The 23,198-nt window shown below is 37.2% G+C and carries 24 protein-coding genes and 1 pseudogene; 7 read left to right on the top strand and 18 right to left on the bottom strand.

The features are described 5' to 3' along the window. Positions 1–133 precede the first annotated feature (133 nt). From EGM47_RS13000 to EGM47_RS13080, 16 genes and pseudogenes are all read right to left on the bottom strand, one after another. Positions 134–901, bottom strand: coding sequence for a class I SAM-dependent methyltransferase (locus EGM47_RS13000; protein ID WP_124981270.1), 768 nt, complete (start codon positions 899–901; stop codon positions 134–136). Positions 902–1,173: 272 nt separating this feature from the next. After that, a complete protein-coding gene (locus EGM47_RS13005) occupies positions 1,174–1,503 on the bottom strand; it encodes a hypothetical protein (RefSeq protein WP_124981271.1) in 330 nt (109 codons plus the stop codon). 162 nt (positions 1,504–1,665) lie between these two features. Further along, a complete protein-coding gene (locus tag EGM47_RS13010; protein ID WP_124981272.1) occupies positions 1,666–2,121 on the bottom strand; it encodes an RDD family protein in 456 nt (151 codons plus the stop codon). Between the two features lie 159 nt (positions 2,122–2,280). Next, positions 2,281–2,679 (bottom strand): DUF6326 family protein, encoded by a 399-nt coding sequence (locus EGM47_RS13015; protein WP_124981273.1) that lies wholly within the window; start codon positions 2,677–2,679, stop codon positions 2,281–2,283. Beyond that, positions 2,676–3,092, bottom strand: a complete 417-nt coding sequence (locus EGM47_RS13020) for a DUF6326 family protein (RefSeq protein WP_124981274.1) — start codon at positions 3,090–3,092, stop codon at positions 2,676–2,678. Before EGM47_RS13020 ends, EGM47_RS13015 begins: the two co-directional genes overlap by 4 nt. 73 nt (positions 3,093–3,165) lie before the next feature. Continuing rightward, the gene (locus tag EGM47_RS13025) at positions 3,166–4,017 is read right to left on the bottom strand and encodes a helix-turn-helix domain-containing protein (protein ID WP_124981275.1); all 852 of its coding nucleotides are present in this window, start codon (positions 4,015–4,017) and stop codon (positions 3,166–3,168) included. A gap of 187 nt (positions 4,018–4,204) precedes the next feature. Then, the gene (locus tag EGM47_RS13030) at positions 4,205–4,696 is read right to left on the bottom strand and encodes a GNAT family N-acetyltransferase (RefSeq protein ID WP_124981276.1); all 492 of its coding nucleotides are present in this window, start codon (positions 4,694–4,696) and stop codon (positions 4,205–4,207) included. A gap of 172 nt (positions 4,697–4,868) precedes the next feature. Then, positions 4,869–5,444, bottom strand: a complete 576-nt coding sequence (locus tag EGM47_RS13035; protein WP_124981277.1) for a hypothetical protein — start codon at positions 5,442–5,444, stop codon at positions 4,869–4,871. A gap of 1,066 nt (positions 5,445–6,510) precedes the next feature. Beyond that, positions 6,511–7,440: an alpha/beta hydrolase gene (locus EGM47_RS13040; RefSeq protein WP_124981278.1), complete on the bottom strand. Its 930-nt coding sequence runs from the start codon at positions 7,438–7,440 to the stop codon at positions 6,511–6,513. Between the two features lie 159 nt (positions 7,441–7,599). Further along, on the bottom strand, positions 7,600–8,199 hold the full coding sequence (locus EGM47_RS13045; protein ID WP_124981279.1) for a hypothetical protein: 600 nt from the start codon (positions 8,197–8,199) through the stop codon (positions 7,600–7,602). A 100-nt stretch (positions 8,200–8,299) separates the two neighbouring features. Beyond that, positions 8,300–9,184, bottom strand: a complete 885-nt coding sequence (locus tag EGM47_RS13050; RefSeq protein ID WP_124981280.1) for a DUF4435 domain-containing protein — start codon at positions 9,182–9,184, stop codon at positions 8,300–8,302. Continuing rightward, positions 9,184–10,509: an AAA family ATPase gene (locus EGM47_RS13055; protein WP_124981281.1), complete on the bottom strand. Its 1,326-nt coding sequence runs from the start codon at positions 10,507–10,509 to the stop codon at positions 9,184–9,186. The genes EGM47_RS13050 and EGM47_RS13055 overlap by 1 nt, the downstream gene beginning before the upstream one ends. 156 nt (positions 10,510–10,665) lie before the next feature. Continuing rightward, positions 10,666–11,337 carry a hypothetical protein gene (locus tag EGM47_RS13060; RefSeq protein WP_124981282.1) on the bottom strand — a complete coding sequence of 224 codons (672 nt, stop codon included), beginning with the start codon at positions 11,335–11,337 and terminating at the stop codon, positions 10,666–10,668. A gap of 142 nt (positions 11,338–11,479) precedes the next feature. Beyond that, positions 11,480–12,004 (bottom strand): hypothetical protein, encoded by a 525-nt coding sequence (locus EGM47_RS13070; protein ID WP_124981283.1) that lies wholly within the window; start codon positions 12,002–12,004, stop codon positions 11,480–11,482. 675 nt (positions 12,005–12,679) lie between these two features. Beyond that, positions 12,680–13,282, bottom strand: coding sequence for a hypothetical protein (locus EGM47_RS13075; RefSeq protein WP_124981284.1), 603 nt, complete (start codon positions 13,280–13,282; stop codon positions 12,680–12,682). A 146-nt stretch (positions 13,283–13,428) separates the two neighbouring features. Continuing rightward, positions 13,429–13,590 (bottom strand): annotated as a pseudogene (locus tag EGM47_RS13080) (tyrosine-type recombinase/integrase); the annotation flags it as partial. Between the two features lie 148 nt (positions 13,591–13,738). Here EGM47_RS13080 and EGM47_RS13085 point away from each other — a divergent pair. Next, a complete protein-coding gene (locus EGM47_RS13085) occupies positions 13,739–14,920 on the top strand; it encodes a hypothetical protein (RefSeq protein ID WP_124981285.1) in 1,182 nt (393 codons plus the stop codon). 184 nt (positions 14,921–15,104) lie between these two features. Here EGM47_RS13085 and EGM47_RS13090 read toward each other — a convergent pair whose 3' ends face one another. Next, a complete protein-coding gene (locus EGM47_RS13090; protein WP_124981286.1) occupies positions 15,105–16,121 on the bottom strand; it encodes a M12 family metallopeptidase in 1,017 nt (338 codons plus the stop codon). A 51-nt stretch (positions 16,122–16,172) separates the two neighbouring features. Here EGM47_RS13090 and EGM47_RS13095 point away from each other — a divergent pair, with 51 nt between their 5' ends. From EGM47_RS13095 to EGM47_RS13120, 6 genes are all read left to right on the top strand, one after another. Beyond that, positions 16,173–16,433, top strand: a complete 261-nt coding sequence (locus EGM47_RS13095) for a hypothetical protein (RefSeq protein WP_124981287.1) — start codon at positions 16,173–16,175, stop codon at positions 16,431–16,433. Between the two features lie 149 nt (positions 16,434–16,582). Next, positions 16,583–17,227 (top strand): pyridoxamine 5'-phosphate oxidase, encoded by a 645-nt coding sequence (gene pdxH, locus EGM47_RS13100; protein ID WP_124981288.1) that lies wholly within the window; start codon positions 16,583–16,585, stop codon positions 17,225–17,227. Then, complete coding sequence (locus EGM47_RS13105) at positions 17,227–17,712, top strand: SixA phosphatase family protein (protein ID WP_124981289.1); 486 nt, start codon at positions 17,227–17,229, stop codon at positions 17,710–17,712. Before pdxH ends, EGM47_RS13105 begins: the two co-directional genes overlap by 1 nt. Further along, entirely contained in the window at positions 17,709–19,751 is a 2,043-nt protein-coding gene (gene ppk1 / locus EGM47_RS13110) for a polyphosphate kinase 1 (RefSeq protein WP_124981290.1), read from the top strand. The genes EGM47_RS13105 and ppk1 overlap by 4 nt, the downstream gene beginning before the upstream one ends. 7 nt (positions 19,752–19,758) lie before the next feature. Next, positions 19,759–20,655, top strand: a complete 897-nt coding sequence (locus EGM47_RS13115; RefSeq protein WP_124981291.1) for a Ppx/GppA phosphatase family protein — start codon at positions 19,759–19,761, stop codon at positions 20,653–20,655. Between the two features lie 74 nt (positions 20,656–20,729). Further along, the gene (locus tag EGM47_RS13120; RefSeq protein ID WP_124981292.1) at positions 20,730–21,299 is read left to right on the top strand and encodes a porin family protein; all 570 of its coding nucleotides are present in this window, start codon (positions 20,730–20,732) and stop codon (positions 21,297–21,299) included. 43 nt (positions 21,300–21,342) lie between these two features. Here EGM47_RS13120 and dnaX read toward each other — a convergent pair whose 3' ends face one another. Next, positions 21,343–23,187: a DNA polymerase III subunit gamma/tau gene (dnaX, locus tag EGM47_RS13125; RefSeq protein ID WP_124981293.1), complete on the bottom strand. Its 1,845-nt coding sequence runs from the start codon at positions 23,185–23,187 to the stop codon at positions 21,343–21,345. Positions 23,188–23,198 lie beyond the last annotated feature (11 nt).

Consider the following 23,198-nt stretch of genomic DNA (forward strand, 5'->3'; position numbering starts at 1 on the left):
GTATAGTATAACCGTCAGTTACGGGATTTAACTGACTGTTTTTCGGATTAACACTGGCGTTAGCAATTCGGAGTGGATTCGCATACAGTCGAATCCGCCGTAATTGCGGTTATACATTGTTAGCAAACGTTTTTTATTTGATCGCAACAACTCTAATTCTCTTATAATCCGCAAACCACTTTCCGTCAATTAGACACTTGTCCTTTGTTTTTTCCTGTACTTCGTCTTTTATTTCTTCTTTGTGATTTTCTGTAACTCCAATAAAAAAACTTTCGGCGAACATAGAAATCCAATCTTTTATTCCGGAATTTTCATCGGCAAGTTTAGTAGGTCTGTCATAATGTTCGGCAAAAAGAACTCTAAATCCAGCTGATTCGAGTTCAGTCGAATATTCTCCAATTGTCGGAAAATACCATAGGTCTAATTCGGATTGCTTTCCATAACCTCTCATCTTCAATGAGCTTCTCAGTTCATTGACTATTGTTTGTACGTTTCCTTTTCCTCCAAACTCAAGAACAATTTTTCCATTTGAATTCAAATTTTCGTACATACATTTTATTGCACCTTTGAAGTCCTTTACCCAATGTAATGTTGCATTTGAAAAAATCGAATCAAATTTTTCGTTAAATCTGAAATTACTGGCATCCGCAACTTGAAACTCAATGTTAGGAAACTTTGATTTAGCATCCATAATCATTTCGGCAGATTTGTCAATTCCAATAGTCTTTTTAGCAAATTTATTTATTTTAGAAGTCAATTGTCCAGACCCACAACCTAAATCCAAAATTCTTTGATTCTCTTTTGGGTCAAGCAGTTTTATTAAACCCTCTCCGTATTGATAAACAAAAGAATGTTTTTCATTATAAAGTTCAGGTTTCCATTTCGTTGTAGTATCGTTCATTTCGTTTCTCTAATGTTTGCTAACGGTTTGTGTAAGCGTCAGTAACGGGAAAGTACGCGAGTACTTTCCGCTGACGCACCTAATTTAGCAAAACGAGTTGAACTTCCGATTAGGAAATTCAGCCGTTATTGCGCTTACAAGTTGTTGTACGCTGGCTTTTATTTATTCAGGTCCAATTGAGTTCAGCAATTTGAATTCCAATTGTCCGTTATTATTTAATTCGTATTTATAAATTCCTCTACCTTGAACGTGTCCATCGTCAAAGTCGGCTATTAACCATTGACTACTAAAAGCTGGATATTTCCAAAATGCATTGTTCCTCCTAAAACTGCTTTTAAAGGTATCAGTTCAGTTTTTTCTCGAAGACTCTGTTCAATAAATTCCACAGGATTTGGAATTCCACTATCAATTAGTTTTTCTCCGTCATATTCTGCATCAAACCAATAATTTGATTTCGGTTTTTTTTTAGCTAATATTTTGGTTAGGGAATCATTTTTCATTTTTAAGTTTTCAACTTCGGCAAGTAGGTTTTCAGTGCGATTAATTTCCGTACAACTTAAAATGTATAGTGATGTTAGAATTATTAAGGTCAGTTTTTTCATTTTTTCAGCTTGCGTACAACGTGTTTGTGTATGGCTCGTTGCGGAAAATCAGCTATGATTTTCCGCCGTAACCGAAAGATAGCAAATTGCAATGAATTCCGATTAAGGAATTCAGCCGCAATGAGCTATACACGGTGTTATCATACGTTTTTATTCAGTTTTTTATTCAGTCAGATTTTCATTCCGCACGACAATTGTGTTTCCCCAAATGTCTCCCAATCTTTGATTTTTATCTGTGTTTTTTATCGTTACTATTCCAATTAGTCCAAAAAAGAACATATCTATTGGGTCAAGCAGATGTCTTTTAAAAGATTCGCCAAAAGTCAATTTTCGGTTAGTTCCTTTTTTAGGAATTGCTTTCAGTCCTGCGAGTGAATTTCCGAGTGTTGCTCCGAGTCCGATTTCAAGTCCAACAGTCATAATTCCCCAAAAGATTATTGGCACAAGTGCTGGCAATCCATTTACAGAATATTCACCTTCCGCATTTGGTTCTCCAAATGCGTAGATATAAATGAAAAAGAAGACATAAATTATTAGATAATCTATGAATCCAGCTAAAATTCTTTTTCCAATATTCGGTTCAGTTTTTAATTCAGTGAATTCGTTAAATTCGCTCATAGTCAGTTTCGGTCAAAATGTATGGTAACGGTTAGTATAAGAGCAGTAGCGGATTAAAATACACTTGCTTCCAGATACAAGATACTGAATTAAATACAAAAAACGGTTAGAGTTTGCACCCGAACCGCTATTGCTTTTATACATTGTTGGTGGTAGTATTTATTCTTTATTCCACCTTAAACTGTACCAAATGATGAACAGCATGGCAATTGTTTCAATTGATGCAAAGAATATGTAGGACAAAGGACTCTTTCCGCCACTCATTACTATTGAGGGGACAATAACCCAAAGGATAGAAACAGGAGCAGCGATAAAATTTAAAATTCGGTTACATTTTCTATTCAGAATTCTTGAAAGTAGAATCATTGCAATTGACACCTCCATTAAAAAAGCAAAAAGCAATACTGTTTTGCCTGAAATATTATTACCCACATATTCAATCTCTTGTAAGTATCCAGGCTTCAAGGTGTTTAGTATATCTGCATAAATCATATTCATCAATACAAAAACCCAAAGTGTAGATAATACTACCTTTTCATTGATGATTAAATCTTTCACGATAACTCAGTTTTTACTTCTTCTTTCCACTTAAAGCTTGTTGTGACGATAGATATTAATGCTAAAATCTCTATTGTGAGATGTAAATAATCGTCCATATCTGTTGGAGGGGAGGTTAGTAGAATTAGAGGCATGATGCTACCTGCTATCATATTGATTTTTCTATTTACACGTCGCTTAGTGAATAGAGAAACCAATAACATGCTGATTGGGATGTTAACAACCAAAGCTCCAAATAGCATAATTGCTTCTGTAACTTCCATTCCATTGTAATAACCCGTTAACAGCATTTCAAGGTGCGATTTTAAAGTCATTTGATGAATGTCTCTAAAAATTATATTGAAAAGGATGAAAAGCCATAGGGCGAAAAGTTTCAATCTTTCATTTTTCCAACTGAGCGTGATTTGTTCCATAATCTGAATTTTGAATTGTTTATGAAACAAAATTCTTGAAATATCATGCGAGACTCTTGATGTGGATAGTCAATTACTTGACTAAAAAGTTCAACCTATACTGGGATGGTGAAACACCGTATTGTTTTTTAAAAGAGCGACTTAGGTGTTCTGGAGACTCAAATCCACAAGTATAACCGATATCGCTTATTGAGTCGTCACTTGTTTTCAGTAGCTCTGATACTTTTTTCAATTTCAGTTCGAGTCGATACTTGGCAGGAGAAGTATTGAATATGTTCTTAAATTTTCTTTGAAAAGTAGAAATAGAACAATTAGTAGCCATTGCAAGATTTTCAATGGAGTCCGTATTCTCTATATGAGCCTCTACTAATTCTTTGAATGAAAATTTCCTTTCTGAGAATAGACTTTTTATAATATTTCTAACATAGTTCGAGTTATCAGTTTGAAGTAGAAAAAGTATGATCTCCTTTAGTTTAATTTTTAGTATTGACTCGGTAATTGCTTCTTTATTTTCAAAGAATTTAATAATTGTATCAAAGTAATACTTGACCATTTCGGAAGCGGCAGATTGAACGACAAATTGAGTTACTGGTTTTTCCAATTCCTGCCACAGTTCTGGTTTTTCCCCTTCAAAAACTCTATTCAAAACATCTCTGTTGAAATGAACAACAATTGAATTTATATTACCATTTGGTTGATTTGAGAGCATACCTCCTAACGTAAGTCCGCATAAAGAGACAATGGTGTGATTCGTTTTTGCAATTATTTTTTCTGATTCAGAAAATACTTGTTCATCTCCTTCAATGATATAAGCCACACAGGCATCTGAAGGTAAATCCAAATTTTCTTCAGAAGGTGTTTCCAAATTCACAATGGTGAACAATGGATAATCAAATAGTGATATGCTTTCTTTTCTGTGTATCATGTTATATTACCACCAACGTTTAGTATATGGCAAGTAGGGCAGTAGAAAGCGATAAACTTTCAACTTGGCACTGAGCCGAAGCGTTGTATTTTGTTTTTAATTTATTCATTCTTAAAAGCCAAATCTACGATTTGGCGATGTTTGTAAATAGCACGGTACTTTCATAAACCACTGAACGCCCTATTTGCTATATACCGTGTTGGCAGTAGGTTTTCAATTTTTTATCCATTACAACAATATTTCTACTTTCAATTTGAAGTCTTTCAATTTTCATCCACCCAAGTCTTTCATAAAGTCTTTCTGCTGTGTCTGTGTATAAATGAAGTTGTTCAAGTCCTAAATCTCGTGAATGGTTTTGAATGAAATCACAGATTAGTGCTCCGTATCCTTTTTTCCTTTGCTCTGGAATTGTATAAATTAGTGCTAACCAATTCTTGTAAATTTTAAATCTGGGTTGTTTATCAAGTAATCCTACGTGATTATAAATTCCGCCTGTGGTAATTGGCAACCCGTTAAGTGTCATTAAAGCTTGAAATTGGGATTTATCATTCGTGATTTTCTTGAGCTTCTCTATTGTTTTGGATACCGGTATTTTCCATTCATCCAAGTACCATTTAGCAATTAGTTCAAAATGTTCTGTATCGTTCGGTTTAAGTATGTCAAATTTTGTTTCCGACATTTCTGATTCTTATTTGGTTTTTAACTTACTGCCAACGGTTTCGTATAACCGTCAGTTACGGGTTAAATTAGCGAATATTTTCGGTTTGGCACAGACTTTAGCAATTCCGAGTGGATTCGGACGTAGTCGAATCCGCCGTAATTGCGGTTATACATTGTTAGCAATAGTTATTTCATACAATATAATACTCTTTAGCTATTTTCTTTCTTATTGATTTAAAAAATTTCGACTCCAATTCCAACTTGCTCAATTCCGTTTCTGTTAGTAACTTTTTGAATGTTTGCTTTTCATTAAATTTAGGATACAATTCTCCGCAATAATCAAATGATTTTACAAATAACTTTATTCCTTTTTTTATATCATCATAATTCTCTAAATCAAAGTCTTGATAAAAATCTCCGACAACATTTTCAATGAATAATTCTCCAGTACTACCATTGATGATCTTATAAAATTCATCTTTTGATTTAGTTAAGAATAGTAATAGTTTTTGTCCTTTTTCAGCTGGTATAATTCTTTTGTCACAAGTCCATTCAGGAAACATTAAAACTGTTATTATTTTTTCAGATTTATTTTTCAGAAAGTCAGTAACCTTGAATTCATAAAATTCACCATTAACACTAATTATTTCTCCCTCAACAACCAAATCAGCACTTCCAATAATAATTTCATAAGGCAAAAATCTTTTTTTAGCCTCAGTTTTTGAAAAAATGCTCAATGTCAAAAGTAATGTAATGAGTGTTTTCATAATTATTGCTAACGGTCCAGGCTATGATTTCGTTGCGGTGAAAATCCGCTAGGATTTTCGCTCATCACCAAGCTCTTGCTGGCAAGATAGGAATTTTCGGTAGAAAATTCCGCAGCAATGAATCATAGCCCTTGTTACCATCTGTAACGCCCGCAATTACATTCAGAACGTCTTTTTGAGCGCCGGGTAATCTTCACATGAGTTGACAGATTCGCCGCCAACTTCAAAGTCTGCAGATGAATAAACACTGGAGTTGTATTCGCTATTAACGTTTATTTGTTTGTCTTGCCTCAATCTGTTCACTTGCTGATTAACGGGTCCACAAATGGCCCTGCAATTGTTTTCCGCTATTCAACCTGCTCAAGAGTTGATTTGGAGAATAGCGGAATAGAAAGGAGTTTGTATCGGATTTTTCAGCCTGAAAATCGGTGTAAAAGTTTAAAGCTCTGAAGTAATAGGGTTATGGATGGTAACGGTCTCGGCTATGATTACGTTGCGTGAAAATCCGCTAGAATTATCGCTCATCACCAAGCCGTTGCTGGCAAGATAGGAATTTTCGGTAGAAAATTCTGCAGCAATGAATCATAGCCCTTGTTACTATCTGTAACGCCCGCAATGACATTCAGGACTCCTTTTTGAGTGCCGCGTAATCTTCACATGAGTTGACAGATTCGCTGCCAACTTCAAAGTCCGCAGATGAATAAACACTGGAGTTGTATTCGCTATTAATTTTCAATTTTTTGTCTAGACTCGTTTTGTTCGCTTGCTGATTAACGAGTCCACAAATGGCGCTGCAACTGTTTTCCGCTATTCAACCTGCTCAAAAGTTGATTTGGAGAATAGTGGAATAGAAAGGAGTTTGTATTGGATTTTTCAGCCTGAAAATCGGTGTAAAAGTTTGAAGCTCTGAAGTAATAGGGGTATGGATGGTAACTGTCTCGTATAAGAATAGTAGCGGATTTAAATTCACTTACTTTTCGGATATATACAGACCTCTTTTGTTATTACTTCATTTCGTTTTAGCAATTAAACCGCTATTATTTTTATACAATGTTAGCACCAGTTTTTATTTTATCCATCCTTTCAGAGAGTTGATAAATTTATCCTGCTGGTCAATGAAAACATTATGTGAGCAATTTTTAAAATATTTCAAATTATTATTTCCAATAATCGACTTTAAATCAGTTACTTGTTTTTCAGAAAACAACCCATCATCCTGTCCGTAAAGTGCGTAAACTTTGATTTCATCCCGTTTTAATTCTTTCAAATTATCATTTAGGTCAAGTGTTGTATAGTTTTCATTTTTCCAAAAACCTTGAGGTGCTTGATAAGTCATTTGTGTTGAGTATTTTACCAATAGAGTATCTGTTTTGAATTTGGCGTAAATCTCAGTTGCTTTTTCGGAAATATTTTTTGGTGTATAAAATCCATTTTGCATTGCGTGCATAAAACTGTAAGAGCTATATTCAATAGAACTTGTATCCATTTTTTCAAGCATTGAAATATAATTCAGATTGATACTGTCATTTTTAGATTTGTAAATATCTTTTGAGGTTGATATTATAGTCTTGTATGTTTCCTGTAAAGAAATTGGGGCTCCTACAAGAATTATAGACTGGATTTTATCAGGGTACTTCTCTGCAAATAACGTGGCAACTACACCACCGAAACTATGTCCGATTAAACTCGATTTTGAAATTTCGTATTTTTGATAAACTGCATTTAAGTCTTCAAAAGTTTCATCAAAAGTGAATTTTGCATTAGGGTCTTTACTACGTCCCTCTCCACGTCTGTCATAAACAATTACATAAAAACCACTGTCTGCAAGTAGTTTTGCCGTGGTCGCTTCAAAATTCACACAGTTATAACCAGGACCACCATGAAGAAATATTATAGCTTTGTCTTGTGGATTTCCATAGGCTTTCGAATAGATATCTTGAGCGTTTACATAACAAATGCTTAATACTGTAAAAATTGTACTAATTAATATTTTCATTTCAGTTTGTTTTCAATTGGTGCTAACGGTTTTATGTATGGCTCGTTGCGGGAAATCAGCTATGATTTTCCGCAGTAACCGAAAAATAGCAAATTGCAATGAATTCCGATTGGGAATTCAGCCGTAATGAGCTATACACGGTGTTGTGCATAGTGTTCTTTATTCAGCTTTAATTTCATACGGTTCTTCTGGAAATCCGAACAATATTGCTTTATGCTCATCTATTTCCTTAATTCCGACTAGTTTTTCTCGTTCATCGTTGTCAAAAATTGATGCAAAGTAAGTTCCATGTAAATTTTCCAAAACAAATTTGCGTCCACTTCTTTTCATTCTCTTGTTTATTTCTTGGATAACTGTACTGTCCAATATTTCGTTGAATTTTAAAAGTATTTTTTCATTATTCCACTCTGCTTTGAATTCTAGCGTTTCAATCTTTTCAGGTTTAAGTTCCGTTTTGGTAGGTTCAATTCTTTCATAGTCAGTTGCAAATTCAGTATCCTCTGTTTTAGATTCAGTTTCGCTCAACACAGTATGAGTTTTTCCTATTCTAAATATTCTTAAACGATTGTCATTTATAAACTCATATTTAGATTCAGAAAGTTCTTCATTCCATCCAATTCGGACTTTTGATAATTCATTTCCGCTTTTTAATTCAAGTTCGTAATGGATGATTTGGTCGTTACTAAATTCAATAAATTCAGGTCGGCAGTAGTCGGCTCCTGTTTTAATTTTTAACCAAGTTCCATTCAGGTTTTTCATTGATTTCTGCGGTTTTGGGACATTATGCACAACGTTTTAGCTATGAGCGGTAGCGTCCCGTAGGGCGCTATTGCTTATAGGTTTTGTTGGCTACCGTTTTTTATTTAAACAGCTGGATTTGATTTTGTACTGACCATGTTTCTAAATTCTTGTATAAATCTGTCGCTTTAAAATCATCATAATCAAAAGCAAGTGTTAAACTATCTTCTACAGCATTATGGTCATATAGCATATTGTTTTTACTACCTAATACTTTTTTCATTAATATGAATAGCACATTACTTAAATCATGTCCGTTTACTAATTGAGACACATCATAATCGTCCTTTTTTATATCTAATAATCTTTGATTTATAACCTCTTTACTTTCTGTTTTTACTTTACGGTTTATAGAATAGTTGAATACTGTTTCGATTAACTTTTCATCTCCTAAGTATTCCAACGTTTTGTCAGAAATGAAATTTTTATACTTTAATTGATTTCCTTCAGGGTTCTTAGGTTTGAAAACTAGACCAAGGTCATAGGTCTTACTAGCTAATTTAAGATACCCAATTTCAGTTCCTAGCTCTAACAGTTTTTCTCTAATCGTTTTACCGTTTTTTTTCTCGAATGATTCAATTTTCGCTTTTGAACAAAAGACTCTGACAACGGACTCTAAAGCTTTTGTTTTAATTACCATTATTTCAATATCATGATCATCTGTTAGGAATAGACCGTCCAGTTCTATTAAATCACCTGTAATTTTTCGGAAGTCAGAATCAATTACTCCAATTTTTCTATCAAATCCTCTTTCTTCCAAAAGTTCCAAAACATTTTGAACCCTTTGATTTCCAAAAGCTTCTTTTATCGCAATGTTTTTATCATCTACAAACTTTCCGTACAAATTGGAATCTTTTGGACCTTCCACAATAAGGTAATAACCATTGAATGAAGTATTAAGCATAATGGCATTGGCAATCCTTTCTACAGTTATGTGCTCAACCATTATTCTAGACCTTTTAATTCAACTTTCAAATCCCAATTGTTTGCAATTATATCAGGAGAGTGAGTTGCAATAAGAACTTCAAGATTATTTAATTCTGCTATTTCTTTTAGGTCTTCAATGAAACAGTTCTGCCATGAAATGTGAAGAGAAACTTCCGGTTCATCAATTAGGATAAAAGAGTTAGGTGAGGATTTGAATAATAACTCATAAAAAAGAACTAGTTCATTCTGTTCTCCCGAAGAAAGCTTGGTTACAGGTATTTTTTGGAATTCACCATGAGCATCTTTTATAATTGTTGACCTAAAAACAAAACCTGATTCTTTTTCAACATAGAATCTCTTGTGCTTAAAGCGTTTATTTATTATTTCAAGTAGTAAGCCTATTTTACGGGCAATTGTATCGAATATCTCAATTTTTTTAAAGCTGTCTTCAACGTATAGCATTAGCACATCTTTAATAACTTCTTGAGGGTTTTCAATCTCTAATAAATTCGAATCTTTTTCAATTTCTATTAAGCCTACAGCATCTAGTGTCTCTCTTTTTTTCTCAAGTCTTGCTAATTCGGTATTTAGTACTTTATCCGAAACATTTGAAGAAGTCTTCAGTCGTTCGATTAACCTATTTGGGTACGTTCGGTCTAATTTTGAAGACAATTCGGTCGATTCAGTTAAGGAAGATTTTATTATTCTGCTTAACTGACTAGAGTACTTTTCAACGGTTTTTTCATGCGATTTTTCTTCCCTGTCTTGGAGAGAAATTAATCTTTGAGTTTCAATTAAGCTTACATTAATTTGATCATGTTTATCTGTGAACCATTTTGGTTTCTCTTTGTCATCTAGGCGCACGCCAAAAGGCAAATAATCTCCAAATCGGTATACTAATTCGTCAGCATGGAAAATTTCACCTGTCCTTCTGTCTTCCCACATTCTGGGGCCTACCATTCGAATGTGTGGTATATGTCTTGAAATCCTTCTAGCAAGAGAGATTAAATCATCAGGTTGGTAGTTTAACAACCTATAAGGTTTGTAGGAAGAGCCATTTTTATTAATCTGTTTAAGACTAATGATTGGAAAATCATCTTTTTGTTCTTCTTTGTTTAACTCCCATTTGACACCGTCAGTGAATTCAAGAATTAATTTTTCAAACGCTATTGAGTTAAAGTAGAAGTATTTACCTGTAAATAGCGCTTCAACCATTTCAAGAACAATAGTTTTACCTAATCCATTTTCCCCAATAATTATTGTTATTCCACCTTTCTTGTTAATTGGAATGTCATGGTCAAATACTCCAAAAAGTTTTCTTACGCTTATTTTTTTAATTTTCATTATTCTCGTTTTTCAAATGGTAGCCAACGTGTTTGTATAAGATTAGTGGCGTGTTTAAGCACCTAATTTAGCAAATAAAGACCGAATAGAAGATCCGCGAGGATTTTCGTAGGTAGGCGAGAACTAGCCATTAATTTTATACGGTTTTGTGTGTAGTTATTTTTCCATTATTAAACTTTGTTCAGATTCCAATTCCATAAAACTTATTTCTCCACCTAAATAATAGGAAGGTAAATTCCCTTTAATTCCCAACCTGTAAATTCCGATTCCCGAAAGTCGTTTTTCCTCACGTCCGTCAGGAATTAATCTAAATCGCGAAAAGTATGGTTTTTCTGATTTCACGTATTTGCTTTGTATTCTAAAACATTCAATCATCAAATTTTTTCCTGAAAAATGACCGTCTTTATTTTCCAGCAAAGTTGATTTCTTATTTGATAATTGTTGGCTAGTCGGAAATATTGCAACTTTTGGAATTTCGAGACCTTTTAATTCTTGTTGGTCTATATTCGCTGAATTAAGAAACTCTTTAAATTCGGATTCGTTTTCGAAGGATTTATTTGTCCAAAATAGGCCAGAAAAACAATTTAACCTCAAAGGTAAATTCGGTTTATGTATTTCGGTTTCCTTTTCTGTAAAGGCTAAATGCTTAATAAATTCAGAATTATTCTCGAAATATTCTTTTGGCGTTCTATAATAACTTAATGTTCGATTTTTAGCATAAACCAATGTATCATCCTCCATAACTGTTTGATAAAATACTTCTTTACTATCAAACATCATTATTCGAATCCGATTGTTTGTGAAGTGAAATAAGTCTCCAATTTTCATAGTCTTCTGTCGGTTTCGTTTTAATTACACACAACGGTTTGGCTATGGTTTCGTTGCGTGAAAATCCGCGAGGATTTTCCGCCGTAAACCGAAGATAGCAAAATTGCGAGGACTTTCCGAGAGGAAAGTCAGAAGCAATGAACTATAGCCGGTGTTGTAAAACGTTTTTATTCAGTAACTCTTTTTCAATGCTTGTCCGAAATCCAATATAAGTTATTTCGGCGATTTTTATTTTTTCATTTCCAATCCATTCAGCATCTTCACTCATTAATTTCAATTCCGCTTCGTTTTTCGTAAGACTTTTAATTTGTCCGACAAAGTATGAATCATTGTCATTTTCTGTAAATATTGCAATCAACTCTTCGTTTTTTAATACCGTCAAACATTCGAACATATTATTCATTTTTTCGAGTGGTAGTTTTCCAATAAATTCCGAGATGTTATTATTCTTTATTTCGTTTAATTCTTCCTCGTCCCATTCTCGATATTTTTCAATTACAAAATTTCGGATAATTGCGTAACCATCAAACTCTTTTGTTTCCTCATTAAAACAGACAAATAGAAAGATATTTTCATTTGATTTCAAGCAAATTCCAGAATAAACTTCGTCTATATTTGGTGCTAAATCAACGTGAATTGGAATTCTACTTTTGATAGTTTCTTTCATTTTCTCAAATGTTTTACAACGGCTCGGCTATGATTTCGTTGCGATGAAAATCCGCTAGGATTTTCGCTCATTACTAAGCCTTTGCTGGCAAGATAGGAATTTTCGGTAGAAAATTCCGCAGCAATGAATCATAGCCCTTGTTACCATCTGTAACGCCCGCAATGACATTCAGGACTCCTTTTTGAGTGCTGCGTAATCTTCACATGAGTTGACACATTCGCTGCCAACTTCAAAGTTCGCAGATGCATAAACACTGCCCTTATGTTAGCTACTAACTTTCAATTTTTTGTCTAGGCTCGTTTTGTTCGCTTGCTGATTAACGGGTCTACAAATGGAGCTGCAACTGTTTTCCGCTATTCAACCTGCTCAAGAGTTGATTTGGAGATTAGTGGAATAGAAAGGAGTTTGTATTGGATTTTTCAGCCTGAAAATCGGCGTAAAAGTTTAAAGCTCTGAAGTAATAGGGTTATGGATGGTAACGGTCTTGTATATGGCTCGTAGCGTGCAAATTAGAAATTATTTTCGGATGAAGCACTAGCCAGATTTTTTAATTTTATTATTATCTTTTTTTCTCAATAAGCCAAATTAAAAAATTTGGCGGACTTGCAAATATGCCATAACTTCGTTTTATAAAATGTCTAGCTATGAGCTATATACGTTGTTCTACACCGTTTTTTATTCGAACATATTCTTATTCTCAGTCCAATATTTCGCTATAAAATCATATTTTCCTTTCCAATATCCTTGTTCTCTTTTTATATACTTCAATAGTTTTTCGTCGTCTCCATTTACTTTGTAGATGTAGATTCCGTTTGTATCATTTTCTAAACAACCGAAACCGTTTATTTTTCCTAACAAGGTAATATTTGTTTCAGTTAATTCATATAATTCGCTTCCCCAATCATTGTCAGCACATCCACTTGCGTGATAGGTATAATAAAGATTAGATTCTCCGATTTTTTTCGCGTTAGGATAGTTATAAAAAGATTCTACTTTGATAAAAATTTCCTTGTCTTTATCATAAATTAATAAATCTTGATGACCAGGTGAATTTGTCGCATAATTCATAACTACATCTATATATCCATCTTCATTAAAATCGTTAAACTCGAAATCAAATGGGTTTTCTTCTTGACTAAACACTACTTCTTCTTTCGAATTCTTGATTGTAAATATTCCCGGACGCTTTATACAAGCTTCGTATTCAATTCCATTTATTAATTTCTTTTTACAATCGAAGTAAAATTGTTCTTCGACATCAATTTCAGTTTGTTCCACCAGACTTTTTTTTGGTTCATTTTTTACTTCTTTGCAAGAATTGAACGAAATCAGAATAAATATAAATGCTATGACGTATGTTTGTTTCAAATGGTGTAGAACAATTTTATATGCGTACAAGTTACTATATTTCTCTTTTGTGCAAACTAGTCCAATGGATATTTTATTTCCTTGAATCTATGGGTAGCCACATGCGTGTAGATTTCTGTGGTTTTACTTGAGCTATGACCTAGGAGTACCTGTATCTGTCTTAGGTCCACACCAGACTCGAGCAAGTGAGTCGCAAAACTATGTCTTAAAACATGTGGGTTCTTCAACATTGGCACCCTAGTTGATTGGGCTTCTTACTATCCTAAATGCGTCACTTGACGAAAAACTGGCCTTAAATCCATGCTTTTCTCGCCAAGGCCGATCAAAAAAGAAGGATTATAATTAAGTTTAACCAAATTTTAAGATATGAAAAAATCTTTACCTATTTTACTGATCATTTGTTGGCTCTTCAGCGCTTGTGGTGTGAAAAATACCCAGCGAGCTATTGACGATGGTAATTATGATCAAGCCATCAATCGCGCTATTGACAATTTAAGAGGCAACAAAACCACCAAACGTAAACGAGATTATGTATTGCTGTTACAACACGCTTATCTCAAAGCCGTAGAGGAAGACGAACGTCAACTGGACCGCAGTCGCGCAGATACTAATCCCAACGTCTTGCAAGCCAGATACGATTTATTGGTGAACCTGCGGGATAGGCAAGATCGCATCAGGCCGTTATTGCCACTGACAGATGTGAAAAATGGTAAAAAGCTCTCCTTTCCCATGAAAGATTATACCCGAGAGCTGTTGGGCGCCAGAAATCAATTGTCCAATCACTATGTGAACCAAGCCAGGCTGCAACTTCCTACTGCCGATAAATTTGCCGCCAGGGAGATCCACCAGGATTTGAAATATGTGGATCAGATCAATCCAGGATATCAAGATGTAAATAGTTTGATGGAAGAGGCGCAACGTATAGGAACTACGTTTATCAAGGCGCGTATCAGTAACCATTCTGGACAGGTTATCCCGCAGGAATTGGAGCAATTCATGCTCAATTTTTCTGACTACGGACTGAATGATCCCTGGAAACAATTCTACACCGATTCTCTTCCTGGTATTTCTCCGGATTATTTATTGGACCTGGACTTTACAGATATCGCCCTGAGCCCTGAACGTTTCAGCGAACGCGAAATTTACAAGGAAAAGAATATTGTAGTCGGTAAAGAAAACCTTAAGGATAAGAATGGCAATGTGGTCAAGGACAGTTTGGGCAACCCCATCAAGGTGGATAAAACTAAATTGGTTCGTGCCAGAATTTATGAAAATATACAAACCAAAGAAGCCCAAGTGACGGCTTCAGTCAATATGTGGAATACGCAAACCAACCAGGTATTGGAACGTTTTCCCTTACAAAACCTATTTGTATTTGAACATATTTACGGTACGATAGAAGGGGATCGTCGGGCGATTGACGATGGCTATATTCGGACATTTGGTCCTGCAGCCGTCCCGTATCCTACAGACGATCAAATGATTTACGACTGTGCCGAAGAACTCAAAGCAGACCTCAAACGTATTCTCAACCGATTAAAGGTGTAGCGGTTGGATTTCCCTTGATGGAATTTTAACCCCATCATGGTGATCATATGTTGTTTTTTTCGGTGTACGCTTTCGCGAAAGCGAACATACGGACAATTTCACCAAACGAAAAAAAGCCTTTTTCAATTAAGAAAGAGGCTTTTCTGTCGTGCAGTTTTTACACCGCTATTTTGGTACTCTATACTTAATTACTAGTGCCGCATTGACCAATTCTTCTCCAGCCAGTCGGTTCTCTCTCCCAAAGGTAGCCAAAGTAGGTTACTCGATCACCTACATTGTATCTGCGTCGCTGGTATTCAGCCACACCATCACAAATGTCTACTGGGTCAGGCACTGTTATCGTATCATCGATAGGCGGGTAAGCTACATTGGTTCCCGCCACATCAAGCGCAGTCAATTCTCCTTGTGAACCGGCTACTGGCTGTCCGTTATCATTTCTCACCATGGTTGGTCCATTTCCATTGCCAAAAGTGTTGGACGTATACATCATGATGGATTCATAATCCAGGGTAGAAGTCAGCGGTATGGAGCCACTTGACACCTCGTACTGACCCAACGCGTTACTCAAAATATTTTGGGGAAGAATCGTGATATAATTATCGCGATCCGCTCGATTCTGTTCGTGGGTATAACCCAGTGTGTGACCTATTTCGTGAGTAATTACACTTGCACTGGAATTGGAACCTAATTCGATGGTACCGATAAATCCGTTAAAATTAACTACACCCAAGTAGGCTGAACCACAATTACAGGTAGCCCCATTGGATATAATACGCACGTAGTCACCTTCATTGGTGCGCTCTTTAAACCTGATATCAGTCTTGCTGCTCCACTCATCCATGGCAGCTTGTATATTGTCTAATAAGTTTTGGGAAAAATTACTTTCAATGGAATAAACAATCGTATTGTTGTTCCATTTCCTGATACGATCAGCTTGATTTAGCTTAGCGAAATCAGTATCTGGTGCATCATACGGGCTGATAACAGCATCCAGCGGAAGAAATTGATTTTCGGTGATGCGCATGTCGCCCAATTGATAAATTCCGCCTCCCAAATCTTCTACCTCCAGGATGGTACCGTTGAAGTTTTTGGAAACAAAATTCTTTTCTGGGAGTTCAGGGGACTCTACCAGTTCGTCGTTGTCACAAGACCAGAAAGCCACTAGGGCAATCAAGGCCAGCCATTTTTTTGTGTTGTACATGTTTGTTTGTTTAAGAGTTGTTTATATAACGTTGTAGGAAAAACCTTTATTTTGTTTTTTAACACAGGAAGTGAAAAAATCTTTCTTTTACCATATGATTACTTAATTTTAGCAAAATTCATTGATTTTATGGCCGATTACACCGCTCATTTTTGCGGATTTTCAGCCGCTTTTCTTTTGAATTGGGCGTTGATTTTGAGAAGAAGCCCTGTTTTTAGCGCAATTTTTGTAGGAAAGCATCTAGAATTCACATTCATCAGAAAATATGATCATTCATTAGGAATGACTTATGTTGTTTCTCGCGGTGATTGATCTATGGATCGTCACTAGTATATTTAGGATAATAATCACCTAGCATTAGATTTACAGGTGTTGAAATTTTTGTCAATGCGTCTTTCTTTATGTGTAAAGCCATCGTATTCAGGGCTATTTTTGGTAAATTGCAGACAAGCAAAAAACTTATGCAGAGCGACCTCCACCATCTCAGAAAATCCTATGACAAGGATGCTTTATTGGAAGAAAACCTGGATGATGATCCATACGTTCTATTTGATCACTGGTTCGAGATGGCCAAAAATCATCCAGATATTGAAGAGGCCAATGCCATGGGACTAGCCACACTGGGTGCCGACGGATTTCCAAAAAACCGAATTGTGCTATTGAAAGCCATTGATGAGAAAGAATTCTTGTTTTATACCAATTACACCTCTGAAAAAGGGGAGGCGATTCAACAACACCCCAAAGTAAGTCTTCACTTTTTCTGGCCAGCACTGGAAAGGCAGGTGACCATCAAAGGAAAGGTCACTCAATTATCCAAAGAAAAGTCGGCTGCTTACTTCCATTCCAGACCTAGAGGTAGCCAGATTGGCGCCTGGTCCAGTGAGCAGAGCAGCGAGATCGTTTCCAGACAGGCTTTGGAAGAACGACTTACTTATTATGAGCAAAAATTTGAAGGCCAGGAAATACCTCTGCCGGATTTCTGGGGCGGTTACGGAGTCCAGCCTGTAAGTTTTGAATTTTGGCAAGGGCGCCCCAATCGCATGCATGACCGGATCCTTTATGAACAAGAGCAAGGAGGCTGGAAATTTAAAAGACTACAACCTTAATGAAAAGACTTATTGTAATACGACATGGTAAATCCTCCTGGGAACTGGATGTGCGTGATCACGATCGGGTGCTGGCGCAGCGAGGCATCGACGACGGACATCTCATTGGTGAGCACTTATCAACCATGGGATTGGTGCCCGATTTGATTTGGTCGAGCACGGCAGCCAGGGCGCTGCAAACCGCTACACTGGTGACTGAATATTTGGACTATCAACTGAGTAAGCTGAGATTGAACAGGTCCTTGTACACTTTTGATGCCCATAGTCTGGCTTCTGTGGTACGCAGTTGTGATGATGATGTGAACACCTTAATGATTTTCTCCCACAACCATGGAATTACAGAGATGGTGAACGCCATGGGCTCTGAACGCTTTGACAATGTACCTACTACTGGCGTGGTTGTACTGGAGTTTTCGGTAGATCAATGGTCGGCGGTTGAACGCGGCACCACTCAATTCCATGTATTTCCTAAAGAAATTAGATGACAAACAAATATTACAACAGGGAACTCAGCTGGCTGAAGTTCAATGCCCGTGTATTACAGGAAGCCAGCGATAAAAGCGTTCCTCTGATTGAACGCCTCAGGTTTTTGGGGATTTTTTCCAACAACCTGGACGAATTTTTTAAAGTTCGCTACGCTACGATCCAGCGTATTCAACGGGCAGGGAAGAATGCTACTAAATCCCTGGGCGGTGTAAGTGCCGAGGAGTTGATGGAAGAAATCAACAATGAGGTGATCAAGGATCAGGCACTGAGTTTCCAGGTCCTGGCCGAACTAGAAGAGGAGCTCAAGGAAAAGCAAATCATGATTGTGGACGAGACTGAGGTTCTAAAGGAACACGAGGCATTCATCCGCAATTATTTCAATGAAAAGATCAGTCCGGCCCTGGCCACCATAATGATTGACAAAGAGGCAGAATTCCCTCACCTGCGGGACGGATATGGCTATCTGGCGGTGCGCATGTTGATGAAAGATGGGAGTGTAAATTATGCCTTGATAGAAAAACCAAAATACCTCAACAGATTTGTCGTACTTCCACAACCTGAAAATGACGACAAGCAATACATCATATTGATTGATGATTTGATCAGGCATCGGATGCATTACATTTTCAATATTTTTGATTATCAGAGCATTGAAGTTCATATGATCAAGGTAACGCTGGATGCCGAACTGGATATGGAACTGGACCTGAAGAAGAGCTTGTTGGAGAAAATACGACGCAGTGTTCACGACCGCAAGGATGGTGATCCGGTGCGTTTTGTTTATGACAAGGATATTCATCCAGAAACTTTATCCTTTATCATGGAAAAGTTACAAATCGATTACACGGATTCCGTTATTCCAGGTGGTCGTTATCATAACCGCCGAGACTATTTAAAATTCCCCAGCCTGGGCAGACAAGATTTGATGTATGAAAAGCAAGTACCTCTACCCATAAAAGAAGTGGAGATACGTGGGTCGTTGATTCAAAAGATTGCGCAGAAAGATATTCTTCAATATACGCCTTACCACACCTTTGCCAATACCATCAAATTTATGCGTGAGGCCGCACTGGATCCAGCCGTACGCACCATCAAGATCACGATTTACCGGCTGGCTGAAATATCCCAAATCGCAGCTTCTCTGATCAATGCGGTCAAAAATGGAAAGGAAGTTACCGTTTCCATTGAGCTGCAGGCCAGATTTGACGAACAAGCCAATATCAATTACGCCGAACTGATGCAGGAAGAAGGCGTGAACATGATCTTTGGGGTCACTGGGCTTAAAGTGCATTGTAAGGCCTGTTGTATCACTAGGGAAGAGGATGGTAAGATTGCCAGATACGGCTTTATCTCTACCGGAAACTTTAACGAGTCCACCGCAGGGATTTATACAGACTACACCTTATTTACGGCCAATAAAAAGATCCTCAAGGAAGTTGAACGCGTGTTTGAATTTTTTGAGGTAAATTATAAGCAACACCGCTACAAGCATTTGTTGGTTTCTCCACATTATTTGCGCAGGGACCTTGAAAAGCTAGTGAGACGAGAGATCGCTTTCGCGAAAGCGGGCAAAAAAGCACACATCAGAGTAAAGATCAACTCCATTTCTGACTTTAAAATGATTGATCTGTTCTATGAGGCTTCTAATGCTGGGGTCAATATAGAATTGATTGTTAGAGGGATTTGTTGTCTTGTCCCTGGCGTACCTGGTATGAGTGAAAATATTACAGTGCGCAGTGTGGTAGATCGTTACCTCGAGCACCCCAGGGTTTACTATTTCCATAACAACGGAGAACGTGATCTTTATATCTCCAGTGCTGATTTTATGACACGTAATTTGGATCAAAGGGTGGAAATAGCTTGTCCCATCTATGATGAAGATGTCAAAAATGAGATTTTAGAGACCTTGGATATTTGCTGGAGAGATAATGTTAAAGCCCGAATCATTTGCGAGCACCAATTGAACAAATATTACAGAGATGAGCACCCGCCGCTGCGTTCTCAATATGCCACTTACGAATATTATCAAAATAAATAGCTGATTGATGTCCTTCAATATTACTAAATACGCCGCTATAGATATAGGTTCCAACGCCATAAGACTACTTATTGCCACGGCCACCCTGTTCAAGGATGAGCCACCGGTATTTAAAAAAATTAGCCTGGTGCGGGTTCCTATACGATTGGGACAGGATGTATTTACCAAAAAGAAAATATCTAAAACCAATATCAACCGTATGTTAAGCAGTATGCAATCCTATCAGTTATTGATGGATGTGCATAAAGTAAAAAAATACAAAGCTTATGCGACCAGTGCGATGCGGGAAGCACAAAATGGGCATGAGGTGGCCGCAGAGATTTTGGAAAAGACAGGTATCAAAATCGAAATTATAGACGGAAGTCACGAAGCCGCCATTATCGCCATGACCGACTTACATGCCATTATTGAGGAGGGTAAAACTTATCTTTATGTGGACGTGGGAGGTGGAAGTACGGAATTCACTCTTTTTTCGGACGGGAAAGAAAAGGCGTCAAAATCCTTTAAGATTGGAACAGTAAGGCTGCTGAACGACATGGTGGATAAAGATTTGTGGGATGAAGCTCAATCCTGGATTGAAGCAGTATGCGAGCCCTATGAAAAAGTAGAACTTATCGGAAGTGGTGGAAACATCAACAATATCTTTAAGAATAGCGGTAAGTCGATTGGTAAGCCGTTGAGTTATTTCTACCTGGCCAGTTATTACGAAAAGCTACAAAGCTACAGCTATGAGGAACGCATATATAAATTAGGGTTGAACCATGATCGCGCAGATGTGATTATTCCGGCCTGTAGAATCTATTTGCGGGCAATGAAGTGGAGTAGGGCCAAGAATATTTACGTTCCCAAAATCGGTTTGACAGATGGTATCATTAAATCGATTTTTAACGCCGATCAACGATAAGTTCTCATTCTATTTTAAATTGAGGGATTTAAGTCTGCCTTATTATTAACTTTGATATACTTAAATCCCCAGTCATGAAAAAAGTATTACTTTATACCTTTGCGCTTATTTGTTCTACCGCCGTTTGGGCACAACGATCTGGAGGAGTGGATTACGGATTTAGATTGGGTCTCAATTACTCTAATTTAAGCGTTGATGGAGATGAGGATTTAGATGGAAGGTTTGGTTTGCATGCTAATTTCCTGGCTGAAATTTCTTTGAGTGATTCCTTCTCTTTACAACCTGAAATTGGTGTTTCTGCATTGGGTGTGAATGAAAACGCCATCGCTCTGGAGAATGGGGATCGGGTAGACTTAAAAACCAATTGGCTTCAAGTAACTGTCCTCGCCAATATCGATTTGAGCAATAAGTTATACGTATTGGTGGGACCGCAGGCTGGTGTGAATGTCACTGAAAACGATAACAACGACTATTACAATTACGATTTTCTGGGCGTTGCCGGATTAGGGTATATGTTTGACGAGAATTGGTCCATTGACTTGAGGTATGGATTTGGATTATCCAACATATTTGATCGAGACTTTGGAGAGGACAACGATGCCAGCAATCGTTATTTTCAAGCTGGAATTTCTTATAGACTATAATCCGTATAATTCCTTTAGGTCGGTAACTGGATCCGGTTGGGTTTTAGAAGTCTAAATCAAAGGTACGTCTTAACAAGTCGACGGCTGGATTTTTTTCTACCAGTTTACTGTATTTGTCCTGATCGGTATAGACATATTTTTTGGTGACCGTCTGGTCTACCAGGATGTCAAATTCAATGCTGTAGTTACGCAACTCTCTTTTGATGTATTCCATCACCTGACCCTGTGATTGTTCCAGAGTCACCTTCATGGATTCATTAGGGAATTTTAGACATAACTTACGACCTTTTAACTGAGGTTGATCCGCATTCAGTATACTTGCTAGAATTAATTCGCCACGCGCTTTCAGGTGTTCGATATATTGTTGCCACACCTCATGCAGTCTTTCTTGGGTAAAATCTTCTTCTGGTAGTTTATCCTGATGTAGTTGTTGATCTTGTCGCAGGGCAACATGATTCTTTTGTACTTCTATACCTTGAATAGAAAGACCACTTACCTTGCGTCGGCTTTTTTGAAGCAATGCCTTTCTGGCTTCTTCCAGGGATTTATTGGGTGTAGTGGAAGGGGTTTCGGTTGCTGTATCTTCACCAGGCATCGTTGCAACTTGTTGATCTTTTGAAGGTTGTGTAGGTTTTGGCTTTGTTGCTGATGGTTCAGCTTTTATCTGTTCAGGGGTTGAAGCGACCGGTGTATTGACTTGGTTATCGTTATCAGCTACTGTCGGTTTTGTTTCAGTTGAAATCGTTGTGTCCTGAGGGTAGGAGGTTATAGATTGATCTTTGAAATAGGTAGCCGGAAGAATCTGCTTTAGGTCATTTTTTTTTTCTCCATCAAGGTTGATGGAGGCCAGTTGCATTAAGGTCAGTTCAACCAGCAGTCTTTGGTTTCTGCTGGCGCGGTAATTGAAATCGGCATCGTTGGCAATTTCAATGCCTTTTCTCAAAAAAGCCAGGTCCACTTTTTTTGATTGTTCGAGGTATTTGGCTTTGGTTTGTTCGCCGAGTTCGAGCAGGGGAATAGTACGCTCATCTTTACAGACCATCAAGTCCCTGAAGTGCGATGCCAGCCCACTGATGAAGTGTTGGCCATCAAAACCTTTGGACATGATCTCATTATAGTCCACCAATAATTGGGGAATATTGTTTTCTAAGAGTAATTCTGTCACTTGAAAATAAGTTTCCCGATCCAGGACATTTAAATTTTCAGTAACGGCTTGAACGTTCAGATGTTTACCTGAAAAGCTCACCACACGGTCAAAAATAGACAAGGAGTCCCTCAGGGCGCCATCTGCCTTTTGAGCTATGATTTGTAATGCTTCCTCTTCGGCTTCAATGCCTTCTTTGGAGGCGATACGCTTAAGATGTTCACGCATATCGCTAACGGTGATACGTTTAAAGTCAAATATCTGACAACGGGAAAGTATGGTAGGTATGATCTTATGCTTTTCTGTAGTTGCCAGGATAAAAATGGCATGTGCAGGTGGTTCTTCCAGGGTCTTTAAAAAAGCATTAAAGGCTGCGTTGGAAAGCATATGCACCTCGTCAATGATATAGACCTTATACGTTCCGACCTGTGGAGGAATACGCACCTGATCGACAATACTTCTGATCTGATCGACACCATTATTAGAAGCCGCATCCAGCTCAAAAATATTAAAGGCAAAATCCTCATCAGGGTCATGGTGACCACTTTCCTGGTTGATTTTCTTGGCCAGGATTCGGGCACAAGTCGTTTTTCCAACTCCTCTAGGACCTGTAAATAGTAAAGCCTGGGCCAAGTGATTGTTTTGAATAGCGTTCTCCAGGGTTTTGGTAATGGCACCCTGGCCCACAACATCCTCAAAGCTCTCTGGGCGATATTTTCTGGCCGATACTATAAATGGTTCCATGGTTCAAAGAT

The organism is Nonlabens xiamenensis (assembly GCF_003865345.1).
Classification (GTDB): Bacteria; Bacteroidota; Bacteroidia; order Flavobacteriales; family Flavobacteriaceae; genus Nonlabens; species Nonlabens xiamenensis.